This window comes from Brevundimonas sp. TWP1-3 (genome assembly GCF_049896085.1).
Classification (GTDB): domain Bacteria; phylum Pseudomonadota; class Alphaproteobacteria; order Caulobacterales; family Caulobacteraceae; genus Brevundimonas.
In genome coordinates, this window is the sequence record NZ_JAFCTP010000002.1 from 251,874 (window position 1) to 270,133 (window position 18,260).

General features: G+C 66.7%; 18 protein-coding genes. 8 read left to right on the forward strand and 10 right to left on the reverse strand.

What is annotated here, in order from left to right; translation table 11 throughout:
• Nucleotide 1: 1 nt before the first annotated feature.
• Complete coding sequence (locus ACP693_RS13200; protein ID WP_425985337.1) at nucleotides 2-559, forward strand: 3D domain-containing protein; 558 nt, start codon at nucleotides 2-4, stop codon at nucleotides 557-559.
• A 70-nt stretch (nucleotides 560-629) separates the two neighbouring features.
• Here ACP693_RS13200 and ACP693_RS13205 read toward each other — a convergent pair whose 3' ends face one another.
• The 3 genes from ACP693_RS13205 to ACP693_RS13215 all read right to left on the reverse strand — a co-directional run bounded on the left by ACP693_RS13205 (nucleotide 630) and on the right by ACP693_RS13215 (nucleotide 4,009).
• Nucleotides 630-1,523 carry a hypothetical protein gene (locus tag ACP693_RS13205; RefSeq protein ID WP_425985339.1) on the reverse strand — a complete coding sequence of 298 codons (894 nt, stop codon included), beginning with the start codon at nucleotides 1,521-1,523 and terminating at the stop codon, nucleotides 630-632.
• 81 nt (nucleotides 1,524-1,604) lie between these two features.
• Entirely contained in the window at nucleotides 1,605-1,928 is a 324-nt protein-coding gene (locus ACP693_RS13210) for an Mpo1-like protein (protein ID WP_425985342.1), read from the reverse strand.
• A 188-nt stretch (nucleotides 1,929-2,116) separates the two neighbouring features.
• A complete protein-coding gene (locus tag ACP693_RS13215) occupies nucleotides 2,117-4,009 on the reverse strand; it encodes a DEAD/DEAH box helicase (RefSeq protein WP_426020074.1) in 1,893 nt (630 codons plus the stop codon).
• A 206-nt stretch (nucleotides 4,010-4,215) separates the two neighbouring features.
• On the opposite strand from ACP693_RS13215, the gene ACP693_RS13220 reads away from it, so the two are divergent.
• On the forward strand, nucleotides 4,216-4,425 hold the full coding sequence (locus ACP693_RS13220; protein ID WP_426020076.1) for a flagellar basal body rod C-terminal domain-containing protein: 210 nt from the start codon (nucleotides 4,216-4,218) through the stop codon (nucleotides 4,423-4,425).
• Nucleotides 4,426-4,437: 12 nt separating this feature from the next.
• Here ACP693_RS13220 and ACP693_RS13225 read toward each other — a convergent pair whose 3' ends face one another.
• Nucleotides 4,438-5,121, reverse strand: coding sequence for a winged helix-turn-helix transcriptional regulator (locus tag ACP693_RS13225; RefSeq protein WP_426020078.1), 684 nt, complete (start codon nucleotides 5,119-5,121; stop codon nucleotides 4,438-4,440).
• 60 nt (nucleotides 5,122-5,181) lie between these two features.
• Here ACP693_RS13225 and ACP693_RS13230 point away from each other — a divergent pair, with 60 nt between their 5' ends.
• From ACP693_RS13230 to ACP693_RS13250, 5 genes are all read left to right on the forward strand, one after another.
• Nucleotides 5,182-5,625, forward strand: a complete 444-nt coding sequence (locus tag ACP693_RS13230) for a VOC family protein (RefSeq protein ID WP_426020080.1) — start codon at nucleotides 5,182-5,184, stop codon at nucleotides 5,623-5,625.
• Nucleotides 5,625-6,083 carry an SRPBCC family protein gene (locus ACP693_RS13235; RefSeq protein WP_426020081.1) on the forward strand — a complete coding sequence of 153 codons (459 nt, stop codon included), beginning with the start codon at nucleotides 5,625-5,627 and terminating at the stop codon, nucleotides 6,081-6,083. Before ACP693_RS13230 ends, ACP693_RS13235 begins: the two co-directional genes overlap by 1 nt.
• Nucleotides 6,083-6,565, forward strand: coding sequence for a VOC family protein (locus ACP693_RS13240; RefSeq protein ID WP_426020082.1), 483 nt, complete (start codon nucleotides 6,083-6,085; stop codon nucleotides 6,563-6,565). The genes ACP693_RS13235 and ACP693_RS13240 overlap by 1 nt, the downstream gene beginning before the upstream one ends.
• Before the next feature lie 24 nt (nucleotides 6,566-6,589).
• Complete coding sequence (locus tag ACP693_RS13245) at nucleotides 6,590-6,943, forward strand: DUF1428 domain-containing protein (RefSeq protein WP_426020084.1); 354 nt, start codon at nucleotides 6,590-6,592, stop codon at nucleotides 6,941-6,943.
• A gap of 78 nt (nucleotides 6,944-7,021) precedes the next feature.
• Complete coding sequence (locus ACP693_RS13250; RefSeq protein WP_426020086.1) at nucleotides 7,022-7,873, forward strand: Ku protein; 852 nt, start codon at nucleotides 7,022-7,024, stop codon at nucleotides 7,871-7,873.
• Between the two features lie 167 nt (nucleotides 7,874-8,040).
• On the opposite strand, the gene ligD is transcribed toward ACP693_RS13250, so the two are convergent.
• From ligD to ACP693_RS13280, 6 genes are all read right to left on the reverse strand, one after another.
• Entirely contained in the window at nucleotides 8,041-10,623 is a 2,583-nt protein-coding gene (gene ligD, locus ACP693_RS13255) for a DNA ligase D (RefSeq protein ID WP_426020088.1), read from the reverse strand.
• A gap of 34 nt (nucleotides 10,624-10,657) precedes the next feature.
• Nucleotides 10,658-11,389, reverse strand: coding sequence for an extensin family protein (locus ACP693_RS13260; RefSeq protein ID WP_426020089.1), 732 nt, complete (start codon nucleotides 11,387-11,389; stop codon nucleotides 10,658-10,660).
• Between the two features lie 65 nt (nucleotides 11,390-11,454).
• Entirely contained in the window at nucleotides 11,455-11,634 is a 180-nt protein-coding gene (locus ACP693_RS13265; RefSeq protein ID WP_346494285.1) for a DUF2256 domain-containing protein, read from the reverse strand.
• Between the two features lie 50 nt (nucleotides 11,635-11,684).
• Nucleotides 11,685-13,634: an RNA polymerase sigma factor RpoD gene (gene rpoD / locus ACP693_RS13270; protein ID WP_426020090.1), complete on the reverse strand. Its 1,950-nt coding sequence runs from the start codon at nucleotides 13,632-13,634 to the stop codon at nucleotides 11,685-11,687.
• Nucleotides 13,635-13,709: 75 nt separating this feature from the next.
• Nucleotides 13,710-15,569, reverse strand: coding sequence for a DNA primase (gene dnaG / locus ACP693_RS13275; RefSeq protein WP_426020092.1), 1,860 nt, complete (start codon nucleotides 15,567-15,569; stop codon nucleotides 13,710-13,712).
• Between the two features lie 265 nt (nucleotides 15,570-15,834).
• Complete coding sequence (locus ACP693_RS13280) at nucleotides 15,835-16,671, reverse strand: LD-carboxypeptidase (RefSeq protein ID WP_426020094.1); 837 nt, start codon at nucleotides 16,669-16,671, stop codon at nucleotides 15,835-15,837.
• Nucleotides 16,672-16,739: 68 nt separating this feature from the next.
• Between ACP693_RS13280 and ACP693_RS13285 the strand changes: the two genes are divergently transcribed.
• Nucleotides 16,740-18,134: a UDP-N-acetylmuramate--L-alanine ligase gene (locus tag ACP693_RS13285; protein ID WP_426020096.1), complete on the forward strand. Its 1,395-nt coding sequence runs from the start codon at nucleotides 16,740-16,742 to the stop codon at nucleotides 18,132-18,134.
• Nucleotides 18,135-18,260: the final 126 nt, after the last annotated feature.

The window sequence follows — 18,260 nt, forward strand, 5'->3', positions numbered from 1 at the left end:
CATGATCGGCGCTTCCGCTGCTATCGCCATGCTTTGGGCTGCCGTGTCGTCTGTGACGAGCGGGCCTGTCCCCTACAATGATGTCGTAGCGGCGGATGAAGTCAGGGTTAAAACCCCTGCCGCCACCGTCGGTTCCGCCGAAATCGAGACCGCTCTGAACGCCGAACAGACCGAGCTGATGGCCTCGGACCCCGACTGGCGCGCCTCCGCGCGCCTCTATCACGCAGGCGGCGGCGGCGCGACGGGCAACGATTCGCTCGGTTGCCGTCCGATCGCCATGCGCACCGTCGCGGTCGATCCCCGCGTCATTCCCCGCCGCACCAAACTGTTCATCCGCGAGACGGTCGGCCTGCGTCTGGCCGACGGCACCATCCATGACGGCTACTGGTATGCGTCCGACACCGGCGGCGCGATCAAGGGCCAGAAGGTCGATCTCTACACCGGCCACGGCCGCGGCTCGATGGCCCAGGCGCAGCGTCTGAACATGCGCACCCTGACCATCGCCGACGCCGGCCGCTTCGACGGCTGCCCCCCCGCCTGGACCACCGCTTCCAACTGATCGGTCCAATCATGAAAAACGCCGGCGCCCTCACGGTCGCCGGCGTTTTCGTGTCTGGTGCTGACCAGGATCAGTCCATCTCGGACACTTCCAGCGTCGATTGCACCATCGAGTCGTTGTAGGTGCCGACCCAGATGTCGTAGCGGCCGCTCTGCGGATTGGTGATCGTGACCTTGGGATCCAAGTCGCCGCCGCTGTCGTCGTCGCAATAGAAGCGGCCGTTCGGCGTATTGATCAGCAGGGTGGTGTCCTCTTCCGCCCGCACGCGGAACGTCAGGTCGGAATCGCCTGGCTCGAAGAAGATCTGGATGTCCGGCGCCGCGCTGACCGAGCCTTCGCACCCCGACTTGGCGGCCGAGGCGGGCGCCGAGCCGCCGGCCAGGATCGACTTGATCCAGGGATCGGGCGTGAAGCCGCCGCGCAGATTGGCCGTGCCGTAGTTGGGCTCCAGGCTGATGTCCGGGCCGCTGCCCGCATCGTCGCCATCCATGCCGACGCGCTCTGTGACCGACAGGGTCGAATCGACCATGCTGTCGCCATAGGTTCCGACCCAGATGTCGTAACGGCCGCTTTGGGGGCCGTCGATCGTGACCTCGGGGTCCAGATCGCCGCCGCTGTCGTCGTCGCAATACCAGTCGCCGCCCGGCGTGTTGACCAACAGCGTCGTATCCTCCGACGCCACGGCCTTGAACGTCAGGTCCAGCGCGCCCGCCTCATAGGTGACCTGAAAATCGGGCGCGGCGCTGACATTGCCCTCGCAGCCGGACTTGGCGCGAGAAGCCGGGATCGAGCCGCCGGCGCGTATGGCTTTGGTGTAGGGATCGGGCTCGAACCCGGCCGAGAGGTCGACCGTGCCGTAGTTGGGATCCAGGTTGAAATCGGGCCTGGCTTCGCCCTTCTGCGCTAGGCTGACGCCCGGCGCGAACAGGACCGAGGCGGCGGCGACGATGGCGATGGATTTCATGAGCGCTCCCTCCAGCAGCGGCGAACCGCCGCAGGGGCCAGACTAGTCGGTTTCAGATAACCGCGCAGCTTGAAATGCGGATCAGAAGCGACGCTTGCCCGACACTGTCTCGAAGAACAGGCGGAAGTCGCCCATCAGGCTCCACAGCGGATATTTGAACGTGGCGGGCCTGTTCTTCTCGAAGAAGAAATGCCCCACCCAGGCGAAGCCGTATCCGATCAACGGCATGGCCAGCAGCCACCAGGGATTCCACGTCACAAGGAAGACCCCGAACGCCAGGATCACCAGTCCGGTGCCTACGACGTGGATGCGCCGGCACGTCCGGTTGGAATGTTCGTGGATGTAATAGGGATAGAAGGCCTCGAACGAGGCGTATCGTTCTTGGGGTGCCGACGGCTTGCTCATGGGCGAAAGGTGCGCCGGCAAGGCATAGGTGGCAAGAGCACACCCATTCCGCTCATCCCCGCGAAAGCGGGGACCCAGTGTTTTGGGCGCTTCGGCGCAAACGCTACGCGGCGGCGCCTATCCCGGACATCGTGCCACGCAAAAGAACTGGGTCCCCGCTTTCGCGGGGATGAGCGGAGTTTTTCCGGTCAGCCCTTCGGCTTGCCCTTGAAGCCGTCCTTCTTGAAGTTCGGCTTGCCCTGGAAGGCCTTCTTGGCGAACGGCTTGTCGGCCGCGGCGTTCGAGCGCGGGTTGCCGCCGCCGTCGGCCTTGGGCGCCCAAGGCTTCTTGAACGCGGGACGGGCGTCGCCGCCGTCGGCGCGCTTGTAGGGGGTCTTCTTGAAGGGACGGTCGCCCTCGTCGCGGTTCGGCTTGCCAGAGAAGCGGCCGGCCTTCATCGAACCCGGCGTCGGGGCTTCCGACGGCGTGATCTTCACCTCATCCTTGGACGCGGCGACGGCTTCGCGGAAGGCCTTCTCGTGGGTCTTGGCGACCTCGAACCGTGTCTCGTCAGGGAAGGTGCGGATGGCGCCGATCTGGGGCTTGGTGATGCCGCCGATGCGGCAGATCAGCGGGATCAGCCATTTGGGGTCGGCGTTCTTGTTGCGGCCGACGTCCAGGCGGAACCAGACCACGTCGTCCGAACCCAGGCGGTCGCCGGGCCAAGGCTGGGCGGCCGTGCCGTCTTCGTTGCGCACGGTGCGCTCGCGCTTGACGGGGCTGCGGTCGGAGCCCGGATCGGACAGTTCTTCCGGCGCCGGCTGTTCCTTGCGCAACAGGCGGACCAGAGCGGCGGCGATCTCGTCGGGCGTACGCTCGGCGATCATCCGCTTGGCGACGATCATGTCCTCGTCGGTGACTTCGGCCTCAAAGAACTCGGGCGACAGCAGACGGCCTTCATCGGCCTTGCGGATCTCGTCGAAGGTCGGGGCGCCGGACCAGACGGCGTCGATCCCGGCGTCGTCCATCAGACGCTCGGCCTTGCGGCGACGCGAATGCGGCACCAGCATCACGGAGACGCCCTTCTTGCCCGCCCGGCCCGTCCGGCCCGAACGGTGCAGCAGTCCGGCGCGGTTCATCGGCAGTTCGGCGTGGATGACCAGGCCCAGGTCGGGCAGGTCCAGACCGCGCGCGGCCACATCGGTGGCGACGCAGACGCGGGCGCGGCCGTCCCGCAGCGCCTGCAGGGCGTCGGTGCGTTCGCGCTGACCCATCTCGCCCGACAGGGACACGGTCGAGAAGCCGCGCTCCAGCAGCGAGGCCTGAAGGTGACGCACGCTGTCGCGCGTCGAGCAGAAGACCATGGCGCGCGGCATCTCGAACCAGCGCAGGGTGTTGACCACCGCGTGTTCGATCTCGTTGGGGGCGATGCGATAGGCGCGGTATTCGATGTCGGCGTGCTGGCGCGACTTGTCGGTCGCGTCGATCCGCACCGCGTCCTTCTGGTAGCGCTTGGCCAGGGTGACGATCTCGCGCGCGATGGTGGCGGAGAACAGCAGGGTGCGGCGTTCGGCCGGCGCCTGGTCCAGGATGTGCTCCAGGTCCTCGCGGAAGCCCATGTCCAGCATCTCGTCGGCCTCGTCCAGGACGGCGACCTTCAGCTCGGACAGGTCCAGGTTGCCCCGGTCGATGTGGTCCTTCAGACGGCCGGGCGTGCCGACGACGATGTGGACGCCGAAGCTCAGCGCACGGGCTTCGCGGCGCGCATCCATGCCGCCGACGCAGGTGGCGATCTTGGCGCCCGAGTCGGCGTACAGCCACGTCAGCTCGGCCGCGACCTGCATGGCCAGTTCCCGCGTCGGCGCGATGGCCAGGCACAGGGGCGCGCCGCCGGGGCCGAAGATCGGCTTGTCGCCCAGCAGGGTCGGAGCGGCGGCCAGGCCGAAGGCGACGGTCTTGCCCGAGCCCGTCTGCGCCGAGACCAGCAGGTCGCGTTCGGCGTATTCGACTTCCAGGACGGCGGCCTGAACCGGGGTGGGTTCGGCATAGCCCTTGTTGACGAGGGCGCGGTCGAGCGCGGGATGGACGGCGGGAAAGGGCATAGGGAACCTGGGCAAACGGACAAGGGCGGTCGCCGAAACGACCGCGCCCGGCCGAGGTCAGACCTCAGGCCGGGCGAATGATGGCGCTCTATACACGAAAAAGGGCGCAAGCGGGGCGGAAAACGGCGTTCACCCTGTTCCTTCAGGCGACGTTGACCTGAAAGACGCACTCTGGCGATCGAACCCACCGCGTCCGGAGCTTCGCCATGCAAGCGCTTTCTATCGCCGCCGCCGGAATGACCAGCGCCCAGAACCGGTTCGACAACAGCGCGCGCCGCACCGCGACCGCGCCGCTGGATAACCTCGCCGAGGAAACCGTCGAACGCATCCAGGCCAAGACCGCCTTCAGCGCCAACGCCGCCGTCGCCCGCACCGCCGACGACATGACCGGAACCCTGCTGGACATGCTGGCCTGAGATTGACGCCTCCTAGGCGCCCGCCTTCTCCGGCAGGTTGAAGAAGGCCACGAACCGGTCGAACACGGCCCGGTCGCCGGTCAGGGTCATCATCCCGTCCGCCTCGAACGCCGCCGGCGGAACCTTGCCATAGACGCAGGCGGCGACCAGCGGCGGCTGGGTCGTCAGCACGACATCGGCGGCGTCCGTCGCGTCGCGTCGCGTCGTGATGATCCCGCCTTCGATGCGAACGACGAAGGGCTCGTCGCCGAAGACGAAGCCCAGACTCATCGTTGCATCGCCGGCCAGGGCCGGGTCGAACATCGTCTCGAACGACTGCATGATCGACACCGCGCTGATCGGCAGGGTCGGATCGTGCAGTGGCGAGCGCGCGGCCCATCCGCCCAGCACCATGAACACCGGCTTGATCTCGTAGCCCCAAGGCGTCAGCTCATAGACCTGGACCGAGGCGGGCGGCGGCAGCTTCCTGCGCCGCAGAATGCCCGACGCCTCCAGCCCCTCCAGCCGCTGGGTCAGCACATTGGCCGAGATGCCGTGCAGATCCTTCCTCAGATCGCCGAACCGTCGCGGCCCCATCATCAGTTCGCGGATGACCAGCAGCGCCCAGCGCTCGCCGATCAGATCCAGCCCATGCGCGGCCCCGCAGGCGTCGTGATACTTGCGCCCGGCCTTTTCGGTTACTTTTTCTAACTTCATAGTTGACTATCATAATCATCGGAGTCAGGTTTCGCAAACAAGCAAGGAAGAGGAAACGCCGTGTCCCAGCTGATTTTCATCAACCTGCCCGTTACCGACCTGCCCAGGTCGATCGCCTTCTACGAGGCCGTCGGCGCGACGAAGAACCCCATGTTCAGCGACGACACGGCCGCCTGCATGGTGGTCTCGGACGTGATCCACATCATGCTGCTGACCCACGACAAATGGCGCACCTTCACCGACCGCCAGATCCCCGACGCCCATGCCTCGGCCCAGGTCATGCTGTGCCTGTCGCGTGACAGCCGTGACGCGGTCGATGCGGTCGTGGATCAGGCCGGCGGCGCAGGCGGCCGGATCGATCCCAATGCGACCCAGGACTACGGCTTCATGTACGGCCGCAGCTACGCCGACCCGGACGGCCATATCTGGGAAGTCATGTGGATGGACCCCGCCGCCGCCTCAGCCGGCCCGGAGGCCTTCGCCGCCGACGCCACGGCAGCGTGATGGCCGATCCCCGCGAACTCAGCATCAGCCGCCTGGTCAAAGCCTCGCCGGAAACGGTGTGGAAGATTTACACCCAGCGCACCGGCGAATGGTTCTGCCCTCGCCCGTGGACCACGCCGGTCGTCGATTGGAACCTGCGCGTCGGCGGACGGGCCAATGTCGAAATGGCCTCGCCCGAAGGCGAGCGGCACGCCTACCAGGGCGTTTTCCTGGAGGTTGTGCCGGGCCGCAAGCTGGTCTCGACCGGCGCCTTCACCGAGGGCTGGGTCCCGCAGGCCGGGGACATGAACTTCGTGCGCATCGACACCTTCGAGCCCGAGGCGGGCGGCACGCGTTACACCTCCATCGCCCGCCACTGGGACGAAAAGACCGCCGCAAAACACAGGGACATGGGCTTCGAACAGGGCTGGGGCGCCGTCGCCGACCAACTCGCCGCCCTTGCAGAGGGAGACGCGTGATGGCCGACAAGATCGTCCCCTGCCTGTGGTTCGACGGCGACGCCGAGGCCGCGACCGCCTTCTATGTCTCCCTCCTGCCCGACAGCCGCGTGACCGCCGTCAATCGCTCGCCCGTCGACACCCCGTCCGGCCCGGCCGGCTCGGTCCTGACGGTCCAGTTCGTGCTGGCCGGCCATGACTATCTGGCCCTGAACGGCGGCCCGACCTTCCGCTTCACCGAGGCCGTCTCGTTCATGGTGATGACCGAGGATCAGGCCGAGACGGATCGCCTGTGGGACGCCCTGATCGCAGATGGCGGCAGCGAGAACGATTGCGGCTGGCTGAAGGACCGCTGGGGCCTGTCGTGGCAGATCACGCCGTGCCGCCTGATGGACCTGACCACCGATCCCGACCCGGCTCGTGCGGCCGCCGCCATGCAGGCCATGATGACCATGCGCAAGATCGACATCGCGGCGCTGGACCGCGCCGTCGCCGACCTCTGAACACTCACCCAAAGGAGACGACCGATGACCTATGTGACCGGCTTCCTGACCCCCGTGAAGACCGAGGACAAGGCGCGCTACGTCAAGTCCGCCCAAGCCTCATGGCCCCTGTTCCAGAAATACGGCGCCCTGTCCCAGGTCGAGACCTGGGGCGAGGACGTACCCGACGGCAAGCTGACCAGCTTCCCCATGGCGGTGAAGCTGGAGGACGGCGAGGTGGTCGTCTTCTCCTGGGTGACCTGGCCCGACCGCGCTGCGGCCGACGCCTGTTTCGGCAAAATGCAGGACGACCCCGACTTTGCAAATATGGACATGCCCTTCGACGGCAAGCGCATGATGTGGGGCGGTTTCGACGTCGTCTTCGACGGCAAGGCCTGACCCAACGCCTGCCGCCCGGGCGGCCGTGTCCGAACCCAAATCCTCCCGACGCATTGTCATGGATCGAGGAGAAACGACATGGCCGCCCGCCCCACTTGGCAAGGACATCTGAAGCTGTCGCTGGTCACCTGTCCGGTGGCCCTCTACACGGCGACGACCAGCACGAACGACGTGCGGTTTCACCTGATCAATCCCGACACGAACAACCGCATCCGCATGGTGCCGACCGATCCGGACACCGGCCCTGTCGAGCGCAGCGACCTGGTGCGCGGCTATGAGGTGTCCAAGGACGAATACGTCCTGTTCGACGACGCCGACTTCGACAAGGTGAAGCTGGAAAGCACCAAGACCATCTCCATCGACAAGTTCGTCGATGATGCCGAGATCGACCGGCTGTACTGGGACGATCCCTTCTTCGTGGTCCCTGAGAAGGGCGCCGGCGTCGAAGCCTTCGCCGTGATCCGCGACGCCATGAAGAAACAGGGCAAGGTCGCCCTGGGCTGCCTGGTGCTGCGCGGCAAGGAACGTCAGCTGGCGCTGGAGGTCCGAGGCAAGGGCCTGATCGCCTACACCCTGCGCGCCCACGACGAGGTGCGCGATTCCGACGACTATTTCGACGACATCCCCACCGTGAAGGCCGATCCCGACATGGTCGAGATCGCCGCCCGCATCATCGGCCAGAAGGAGGCGGACTTCGATCCGTCCGACTTCAAGGACGGCTACGACGACGCCCTGCGCGCCATGATCAAGACCAAGTCCAAGGGCGGCAAGGGTGTGGTCGATGTCGCCGAGCCGGACGACACCAACGTCATCGACCTGATGGCGGCGCTGCGCAACAGCCTGAAGGGTTCGGCGACGGGGGCGAAGAAACCGGCCGCCAAGAAGGCCCCCGCGAAGAAGGCTGCAGCGAAGAAGAAGACCGCCGCCTAATGCATTTCACATCCGCTCATCCCGGCGAAAGCCGGGATCCAGTTCTTTGGGCGCAAGTTGCATGAGATAGAGGCCGATGGTCATCCGACGCACATGCCATGCGAAAGGACTGGGTCCCGGCTTTCGCCGGGATGAGCGGGTTATAAATTTCGACAAAGCCCCAAAATCTAGACCCCCATCTTTTTCAACGCGGGCTTCAGGCTGACCGCCGAGGCGCGAAAATCGGCCCACGGATCAGGCTTCTTGAGCAGCGCCTCATAGGTCCACAGGTTGAACGCCGCCGGGTCCAGCCCCGCCCTCACCTGCCCCCACGACAGCGGGAAGGCGATCCCCGCCCCCGGCCGTGCGCGCGGCGACCAGGGCGCGACCGCCGTCGCCATTCGCCCGTTGCGCAGATAGTCGATGAAGATCTTTCCGCCCCGCGCCTTCTTGGCCAGGGTCGTGGTGAACCGGTCCGGCGCCTCGGCGCGGATGGCCTCGGCCACCGCCTTGGCGAAGGCCTTGTTCTGGTCCCAGGTCACGCGCGAGCGGGCGTCGGTCTTGATCGGCACGACGACGTGCAGACCCTTGCCCCCGGTCGTCTTGACGAAGGCCGCCAGGCCCAGCGTCTCGATCTTCGCCTTCACCACCTTGGCCGCCGCAATCACGTCGGCGAAATCCAGTCCCTCGTCGGGGTCCAGATCGAAGGTGATCTGGTCCGGAACCTCCGGTGCGCCGGGCGCACAGCCCCAGGGGTGCAGCTCCAGCCCGCCAGACTGGGCGATGGCGACCAGGCCGCCCACATCGACGGCGGCGACGTAAGGGGTGCGCGCCTTGACGTCGATCAGCTTCAGGCGCGGATTTGACCCCGCCATGGCATGCCGCTGGAAGAAGGTCTCGCCGCCGATCCCCTCGGGCGCGCGAATGATCGAGGTCGGCCGGTCCGCCACATGGGGCAAGATCCGCTCGGCCGCCGCCTCGTAATAGCGCGCCAGGTCCGCCTTGGTGATCGCCGGCCGGTCGCCGACGGCGGGCCACAGCATCTTGTCGGGGCTGGAGATCGTCACCCCCGCCACGACGACCTTGCCCGGCTTCCCCGCCGCCCGCACCGTCGTGGTCGCCTTCTTGTCGGCCTCGCCCATCTCCGTCGGCGGTTGCGGCGCCTGCGTCACCTCCCAGGCCGTCTTGTCCTCGCGCAGGCCCTTGAAGGCCGCCTGTCTCAGCGAGCCGGATTCGGTGTATCCGCCATGCTCGACCTCGGCGACCAGCACCGGCTTGACCCAGTGGATGTCCTTGGCCGCCTTGGGCGCGCCCGCACCCGAAAAGGGCGACTTGTCCGCCGCCACGCCCGTCAGCGCCGGCACCAGAGTCTTGGTGACCGCCTCGCCATAGCCGGTCCCGACCCGGCCCAGATAGCGCAGGCCGCTCTTTTCCTTGACCCCGACCAGCAGAGACCGAAACCGCGTGCCGCCCTGCGACGACCAGCCGCCAATCACCACCTCGTCGCGCCCCCGGCATTTGGACTTCAGCCAGGTCGACGACCGCCCCGCGTGATAGGGCGCGTCCAACTTCTTGGAGATCACCCCTTCCAGATCCATCTTGCAGGCGCTCTCCAGCACCGCCTGCCCGGTCGAGGCGAAATGCTCGACGTAGCGTAGCCGCCCCGCCCCAGACTTTCCGATCCGGTCCACATAGGCCTGCAGCCGCGCCTTGCGATGCGACAGCGGCAGTTTGCGCAGATCCTCCGCCCCCTCGAACAGCAGGTCGAAGGCGAAATAGACTAGGCCTTCCGTCTTCTCGTCCGAGATCGCAGCCTGCAGCGCCCCGAAGTCCGGCATATGATCGTCGTCCAGCGCGCACAGCTCCCCGTCGATCACCGCATCGGGCCAGGTCGCGGCGTCCGCCGCCAGGTCCGGGAACCGGTCGCTCCAGTCCAGACCCTTGCGTGTCCTCAAGACCGCCCGACCGCCGCCGACGCCGATCTGGACGCGGTATCCGTCGAACTTGATCTCGTGCGCCCACCCCGTCCCGCCCGGCGGATGGTCGGTCACCTTGCACAGCTGGATGGGCGCGAAGGTCGGCGGCTTGGCATTTTTGTTGGCGCTACCGCGCTTGGCGCTACTTGAGCGCGCGATGGGCTTGGCTGGTCCTTTGCGCGTGGTCGGTTTGGACTTGGTCCACTCTTCCGTGCCCTCGGCAATCTCGGCCAGCGACCGCCCGGTCGTCACCGAGGCGTCGATCTCGGCCAGGGCGCCCCCCTCCCCCGCCACCGCGAAGTCGTCCTTCTCCTTCAGCAGCAGCCAGTTGTTGCGCTTGGACGGCTTGCCCCGGTCGCTCTTCAACCGGATCAGCGCCCATTTGCCCTTCAGCCGCTCGCCGTGAAGGATCATCTTGATCTGGCCCTTGGCCCAGGCCGCCTCCAGGTCCGGCTCCTGCGGCTCCCAGGTTCCGACGTCCCACATCTGCACCGTGCCGGCGCCATAGTTGCCGTCGGGGATGGTCCCCTCGAACGATCCGTAATCCAGCGGATGATCCTCGACCTCGACCGCCAGCCGCTTGACCGCCGTGTCGCGCGACGGTGCCTTGGTCACGGCCCAGGACTTCAGCACCCCGTCCGCCTCGATGCGGAAATCGTAGTGCAGTCGCGTCGCCGCGTGACGCTGGATCAGATAGCGGAAACCGCTCTTGGCGCGGCCGCCCTTGGCGCCCTTCGGTTCGGGCGTCTCGCCGAACCGGCGCTTGGCCTGATAGGTCTTCAGTTCACCGCGCATAGGGGCGTAATCCGCCTCAGGCGAAACCGTTGCGTTAGCGGCAGAAGCGCGTGTCCGTCGCCTCCAGATGCAGGTGATCGTAGTGGACGGCGTTGTAGTCGGGGCTCAGCGTGGTGCCGAAGATGCGGCAGGCGTCGTCGCGGATGCGGCGCAGGAAACGCGCCTCGGCCGTGTCGCCGTTCCAGCCGTTGGTCACCGTGATCCGCCGCCCGTCCCTCAGCCGCACCCCGGCGAAATCCAGCGCCGCCGCCTGGGAGTGGGCGCTGATCCGGTTCGATCCGACCCCGTTGTTTACGTTGCGACAGGCATAGGCGCCCATGTGATCGATCTGGACCACGTCCGAGCCCAGTATCTCGCGCGCCGCCGGCTCCAGCGATTGCCGACGCCAGATGCTCAGGGCCAGCGCCGTCTGGCACGTCATCTCCACATCGCCCGGCGCCAACCGCGCCACCGTGCCCAGGTCCGCGCCCAGGACCCCGCCCTGGCTCAGGCCGCAGGTCGCGGTGTTCTGACGATCCGGCACGGGGCTGAACCGCACCCGCGCGGCGTTCAGCTCGGCCAGACACCTGCCCAAATCTCGCCCCTCGCGCACCACGGCCGCTTGCGTGCCCCCATCGATGGCCCGATCCACCAGCCCCCCGACCAGCGGCGCCTCGGTGCGCGACGGATAGGGTGACGGCCGCAACGGCTCGGGCGGTCGCCGCACGCAGCCGCTCAGGATCAGCACGACGCCGAGGGCGATCAGGAAGGGTGAGGCGCGGGACACGGCAAACATCGCCAGGACGCTTATCTGATTCCCTGATCGCGCGCGGTCACGAGGCGGAGAGCCATCTACCGCGGGTTTTCCGCCGCACCCTTTGCCCGGCACCTGTCCGAGCAGAACCGCACCTGCGCCCAGTCCCGCGCCCACTTCTTGCGCCACGCGAACGACAGGCCGCAGGCGGCGCAGACCTTCTGCGGCAGATCTGCCTTGGCGGGCGCCGTGCCGAGATTGACGTGCTTTCGACCCATGTCGCCTGCCAAGAAAAAGGGCGGCCCCGTCGGAGCCGCCCCTGATCATATCAGCTGTCCAGGAAGGACCGTAGTTTGCGCGACCGGCTCGGGTGCTTCAGCTTGCGAAGCGCCTTGGCCTCGATCTGGCGGATCCGTTCGCGGGTCACCGAAAACTGCTGGCCGACTTCTTCCAGCGTGTGGTCGGTGTTCATGCCGATGCCGAATCGCATGCGCAGCACCCGCTCCTCGCGCGGCGTCAGCGACGCCAGCACGCGGGTGGTGGTCTCGCGCAGGTTCGACTGGATGGCGGCGTCGATGGGCAGGACGGCGTTCTTGTCCTCGATGAAGTCGCCCAGGTGGCTGTCTTCCTCGTCCCCGATCGGGGTTTCGAGGCTGATCGGCTCCTTGGCGATCTTCAGGACCTTGCGGACCTTCTCCAGCGGCATGGCCAGCTTTTCGGCCAGTTCTTCCGGGGTCGGCTCGCGGCCGATCTCGTGCAGCATCTGGCGGCTGGTGCGGACGATCTTGTTGATCGTCTCGATCATGTGCACCGGGATACGGATCGTCCGCGCCTGGTCCGCGATCGAGCGGGTGATCGCCTGACGAATCCACCAGGTGGCGTAGGTCGAGAACTTGTAGCCGCGACGGTACTCGAACTTGTCGACCGCCTTCATCAGCCCGATGTTGCCCTCCTGGATCAGGTCCAGGAACTGCAGGCCGCGGTTGGTGTATTTCTTGGCGATGGAGATGACGAGGCGCAGGTTGGCCTCGACCATTTCCTTCTTGGCCTGGCGGGCTTCGCGCTCGCCCTTCTGAACCGTCTGAACGATGCGGCGATAGTCGTCGATCGGCAGGCCGGCTTCCAGGGCCACGGCGGCGACGTCGGCGCGAATGGTGGCGATCTGGCTGGCTTCATTGTCGCTGAACTTGGTCCAGCGCACGCCCTGTTCCTTGATCCGCTCGGTCCAGGTCGGGTCCAGTTCGGCGCCGAAATAGGCCTTCAGGAACTCGGGACGCGAGATGCCGTAGCTGTCGGCCAGCCGCAGCAGGCGGCCTTCCAGACCGATCAGGCGCTTGTTGATCGCATAAAGCTGCTCGACCAGGGCCTCGATGCGGTTGTTGTTCAGCTTCATCGTCTTCAGACGGTCCGAGATGGACAGCGTCAGGGCGCGATAGGCCTTTTCGTCCTTGGCGCTCAGCACTTCGCCCTTCAGGCGGGTCTGGACCAGCTTGTCCTGCAACGCCCGGAACGCGCCGAAGTCGGCGGCGATCAGGTTCAGGACCTCCATCACCCCGTCGCGCAGCTCGGCTTCCAGCGCCGAGATCGACATGCCGCCGCCGTCGTCGAAATCGTCGTCGTCATCATCGTCGTCGGTTTCAGGCTTGGCCTCGGCCGCCGGTTTCTCCTCGGTCTCTTCCGCCTCTTCGGCCTCGGGCTGGACAGCGCCCGGCAGGGACGACGGGTTCAGCACGCCATAGGTGGCGTCGAGGTCGATGACCTCGCGCAGCAGGATGCGGTTGTTCTCCAGCTCGTCGCGCCACACCATGATGGCCTCGAAGGTCAGGGCGCTTTCGCACAGACCCGAGATCATGGCGTCGCGGCCGGCCTCGATCCGCTTGGCGATGGCGATTTCGCCCTCGCGGCTCAGCAGTTCGACCGAACCCATCTCGCGCAGATACATCCGCACCGGATCGTCGGTGCGGTCATAGGCGGCCTTGGCGGGGGCTTCGGCGACGGCGGTGCCGGCGGCGGCGGCGACGTCGGTGGACTGCTGCTCCTGTGCGTCCTCCTCGGCCTCGACGACGTTGACGCCCATCTCGGACAACATGGCCAGGGTGTCTTCAATGGCGTCGGGCGTGACTTCTTCGGACGGCAGAACCTTGTTCAGTTCCTCCATCGTCACATAGCCTCTAGCCTTGGCCTGTTTGATGAACTTCTTGACGCCGGCGTCGGTCAGATCGAGCAGGGGCCCATCGGTCGAAGCCTCGGTTTCCTGCGTCTCGGTCTGTGCGTTCATAGTCAGTCTGTCTCCAGCCGGAGGGGGTGATCAATCCGCCCCGACGAAAAATACAATGCCTGGCGGGCCGTAAGGTTACGAGCCCGCGCTGTCTTCCCAAATCGTCCCGGCTTTGATCGCACGGCGAAGCGCATCCCGCTCGGCCTTAAGCCGGCGAAACGCCTCATCCTGCCCAGGCACATCACGTGCATGGGCCAAGGCGTCCTCCAACGCGGCTACGCGTGTTGAAGCGTCGAACGCCTGCGACCATCGGACCCTTGCCTCGGCGAGGGGCGCATTTGCGGCCAGGAAAGGCGCGCCGGACTTTGCCGCCGCCTTCTCGACCTCGCGCACTAAGGCATCATGACCCGATTGCGCCAGATGGCGTCGCAGGGCGGCAGAGTCAAGGCTATGCCCCGACAGACGCAGGCGAACCAGCTCCTGGGCCAGGCCATCCAACCCCTTGTCGCCGAAACCGTGAGCCGCGATCTCTTCCAGATGGTCGTCCATCCGTTCCGGGTCGTCGATGGCGCCGTGGGCCAGGGCGGCGGGCACCGGCTCGATGGCGCGGAACAACGACTGCATCGCCTGCGCCCCCTCCGCTGTCTGGCCCAGCTTGGGTGGCGGGCCGAAACCACGCCTCCCCTGCCCCGGCGTCCAGGGCGCGCGTTGGGGGCTGCGCGGGAACAGGGCGTCGAAGCGGTCGAACAGGTCGCGGCGGTATTGTTCGGCCAGATCCTTGTCCTGGATGGCCGAGGCGGTGTTGCGCAGCCGCGCCTTGAAGCCGGCCTTGCGCTCCGGCGTGTCCAGCGGCTCCAGATCCTGTTCGCGGCGGAACAGCACCTCGGCAAATCCATGCGTGTCGGCCAGGGCCTGGCGAAGCGCCGGGGCGCCTTTTTCACGCAGGATGTCGTCGGGATCCTGTCCCGCGCCCAGCAATGCGAACCGGAAAGACCGGCCGGCCTTCAGCAGCGGCAGGGAACGCTCGATGGCGCGATAGGCGGCGCGCAGGCCGGCCGCATCGCCATCGAAACACAGCACCGGCTCGGACGACACCCGCCACAGCCGCTCCATCTGCTCTTCGGTCAGGGCCGTGCCCATCGGCGCCACGGCCGGCAGGCCCGCGCGCTGACAGGCGATGACGTCCATGTATCCTTCGACCACGATGATGGCTTGGTCGTTCTTGCTCTCCGCCCCCAGGATCCGCCGCGCCTCGGGCAGGCCATAAAGCGTCGCGCCCTTGTGGAAGAGCGGGCTCTCGGGGCCGTTCAGATATTTGGCCCGATCGTCGGGGTTCATCGCCCGGCCGCCAAAGCTGACGATCCGCCCCCGCGCGTCCAGGATCGGGAACATCAGCCGGTCGCGGAACCGATCATACGGTTGGCCACCGCTTTCCGGCGAAATCAGCAGCCCAGCCTCGACCAGCTCGGCGGGCTTGGCGCCGCGCTGGATCAGGGCCTGTTTTAGCCCCTCGCGGTCGTTGGGCGCATAGCCTAGGCCGAACCGCTCCCACTGATCTTCGGGCAGGCCGCGTTTTTCGAGATATTCGCGCGCCGCCTTGCCCGGCGTGCGGCGAAGATTGGCGGCGAACCATTTCTGGGCCAGATCCATCCAGTCCGACAGGCCTGCCCGCTTCTGCTCGCGCTCGGCCTCCTTTGGGTCTTCGGCCGGCAGTTGCATCCCTGCTTCGCCGGCCAGTCGCTGCACCGCCTCGACGAAGCTGAGCCGCTCGGTCTCCTGCAGGAAGGAGATGATGTCGCCGTGTTTTCCGGACGAGAAGTCGTGGAAGAACCCCTTGTCGTCGTTGACGAAAAACGACGGCGACTTCTCCTTCGAGAAGGGCGACAGGCCGACGTATTCCCGCCCCTGACGTTTCAGCTTCACCGTCCGCCCGATCACGTCGGACGGCCGAAGGCGGGCCTTCAGTTCATCGATGAATCTTTCGTCGAAACGCACCCGCGATCCTTAAGGCCAAGCGGCCTGTACGTCGATGGATGGAAGGGCGATCAGGCGGCTCGTCCGGGCATCCCCCGATATCCGAACGAACCGCCGCATCGCAGAAGGCGTAAACCTTGGCGTCCCCCAACGCCTTGGCTAACGAAGTCCTAACGCCTCGCGGACCGGCATCTGAAGTCAGGACCGGCGTTCTGTCGAGGGGGCTACCGGTTTCCATGGACGGATCGTGGCGAGACTGTGTCTTTTGCGCCGCGCGCCGTTCGCCTCAGGGGCGACCGAAAGGCACGACCTTGTTGGCGCCGTCATGCCCGATATCGGCGCTTCCGAGGAAGGCTATGCCCGACCTCAGGCACCAGTAGCGAACGATCTCCTCCGGAGTCTGTCCGAAATCGGGATCGTTTGGCGTGACATCCGAAACACGCCCCAGGCGAATCCCGGCCACACGGCGAATGCTGGCCTGGCTGGTCAAATGAAACATCATCCGGTCGATCCGGTAGGCAGCCTCGGAAACCTCCTCCAGCATCAGGACGTGACCGAACAAATCCGGCTCCAGCGCCGTGCCGGTCAGCTCGTTCAGGATGGTGAGATTGAAGGCCACGGCCGGTCGTGGATCGGTCGCCAGCGACGGCTCGATCCAGTCGGTCCGCCCGGTGGTCAGCCAGGACAGGGCGCCCTTCGCCGTCGCGTCGTCGCGCACCGAATCCGAGGCCATCGGCCCATGCGCCAGATGTTCGAACCCGGCCTTATACATCCCGGCCAGCAGGCTGCCGGCGTCGGAATAGCCCATGTAGCGCTTCTTGCGGGCTGTGGCGTCCAGGCGCGGAATCACCGCATCAGCGATGCGGCATGAGCCATAGCCGCCGCGTGCGAACCAGATGGCGTCGATGCGCGGGTCGTTGGCGAACTCGACGAAGGCGTCGGCCCTCGCCCGGTCGTCCCCGGCGAAATGGCCGTGTTTCAGGAAGCAGGCGGGGTGAAACACCACCGCCACGTCGCGGTCGGGATGGTTCTGGGCCATCCAGGCCTCGACCGCCTCGGCGCGTTCTTTCGAAAACCGCGAACTGGCGCAGACGACGCCGATCTTGAAGCTATTGGTCGCCACGCCCGCCTTCTTCGTCGTTTTTGCGATCCCCACTGGCGGACCGGCCCGATCCCCTGTTCTAAGGGGGTATGAACCAAGACGCCTCCTATTTCTTCTGCGGCATCGGCGGGTCGGGCATGCTGCCCCTGGCCATGATCGTTCAGGCGCGCGGCGCCGTGATCGAAGGCTCGGACCGCGCGCTGGACCAGGGCCGCACGCTCGAGAAGTTCGACTGGCTGCGCGCCCACGGCGTCACCCTGCACCCCCAGAACGGGTCAGGCGTCACCCGCGCCGATCAGACGGTGATCGCCACCGGCGCCATCGAGGAGACGGTGCCCGACATCGGGGCGGCGAAACGCGCCGGCGCGACCATCAAGACGCGCCCCCAGCTGCTCAGCGAAATCTTCAACGCCGCCCCGACCTCGGTCGGCGTGGCGGGCACCAGCGGCAAGTCCACCATCACCGGCATGATCGCCTGGATTCTGCACCAGACGGGTCGCGACCCCACCGTCATGAACGGGGCGGTGATGAAGAACTTCGCCGACGCGGATCATCCGTTCGCCAGCGCCCTGATCGGCGGACCCGACCTGTTCGTGTCGGAGGTGGACGAGAGCGACGGCTCCATCGCCGGCTATGATCCGACGGTCGCCGTGGTCTCCAACATCTCGCTGGACCACAAATCGATGGAGGAGTTGCGAGACCTGTTCGGCGGCTTCACCGCGCGGGCGACGACGGCCGTGCTGAACCTGGACAATCCCGAGACGGCGGCCCTGGCCCAGACGCTGCCCGCCGGCAAGGCCATCACCTTCGGCCTAGGCGAGGAGAGGGCCGACCTGTCCGCCCACGACCTGACGCCCCTGCCCGCCGGCATGAAGTTCCGCCTGATCGAGGGCTGGAGCGAGCACGACGTCATCCTGAACGTGCCCGGCGCGCACAACGTCGCCAACGCCCTGGCGGCGCTGGGCGCGACCAGGGCGCTGGGCGTGCCGACCAGCGAGGCGGTCAGGGCGCTGGAAAGCTTCGCCGGCATCCGTCGCCGCATGGAGGTGGTCGGGACGGCCGGCGACATCACCGTCATCGACGACTTCGCCCATAACCCCGACAAGATCGCCGCCACGCTGAAGACCCTGCACGCCTTCGACGGGCGCCTGCTGATCCTGTTCCAGCCGCATGGTTTCGGCCCGCTGAAGCTGATGAAGTCGGAGTTCATCGACGGTTTCGCCGGCCTGATGCGTGAGGACGACGTGCTGCTGATGCCCGAGCCGGTCTATTACGGCGGCACCACCGACCGCAGCGTCGGGTCCGAGGACATCGCCTCCGGCGTCCGCGCCGCCGGGCGTCAGGCTGAGGCGCTCGCGACGCGCGCCGATTGTGGGGACCGGATCGTGGAGATCGCTCAGCCGGGAGACCGGATCATCGTCATGGGGGCGCGGGACGACACCCTGTCCAGCTTCGCGGCGGAACTGTTGGCGCGGTTGGGCTAACTTCTGAATCGTCATCCTCGCCCTTGTGGCGAGAATCCAGACTCCCGGTGTTTCCGCAAAGCGCGCGTCCGTCGAACACCGGGAGTCTGGATTCTAGGTACGAGCCCTAGGATGACGGGTCTTTAG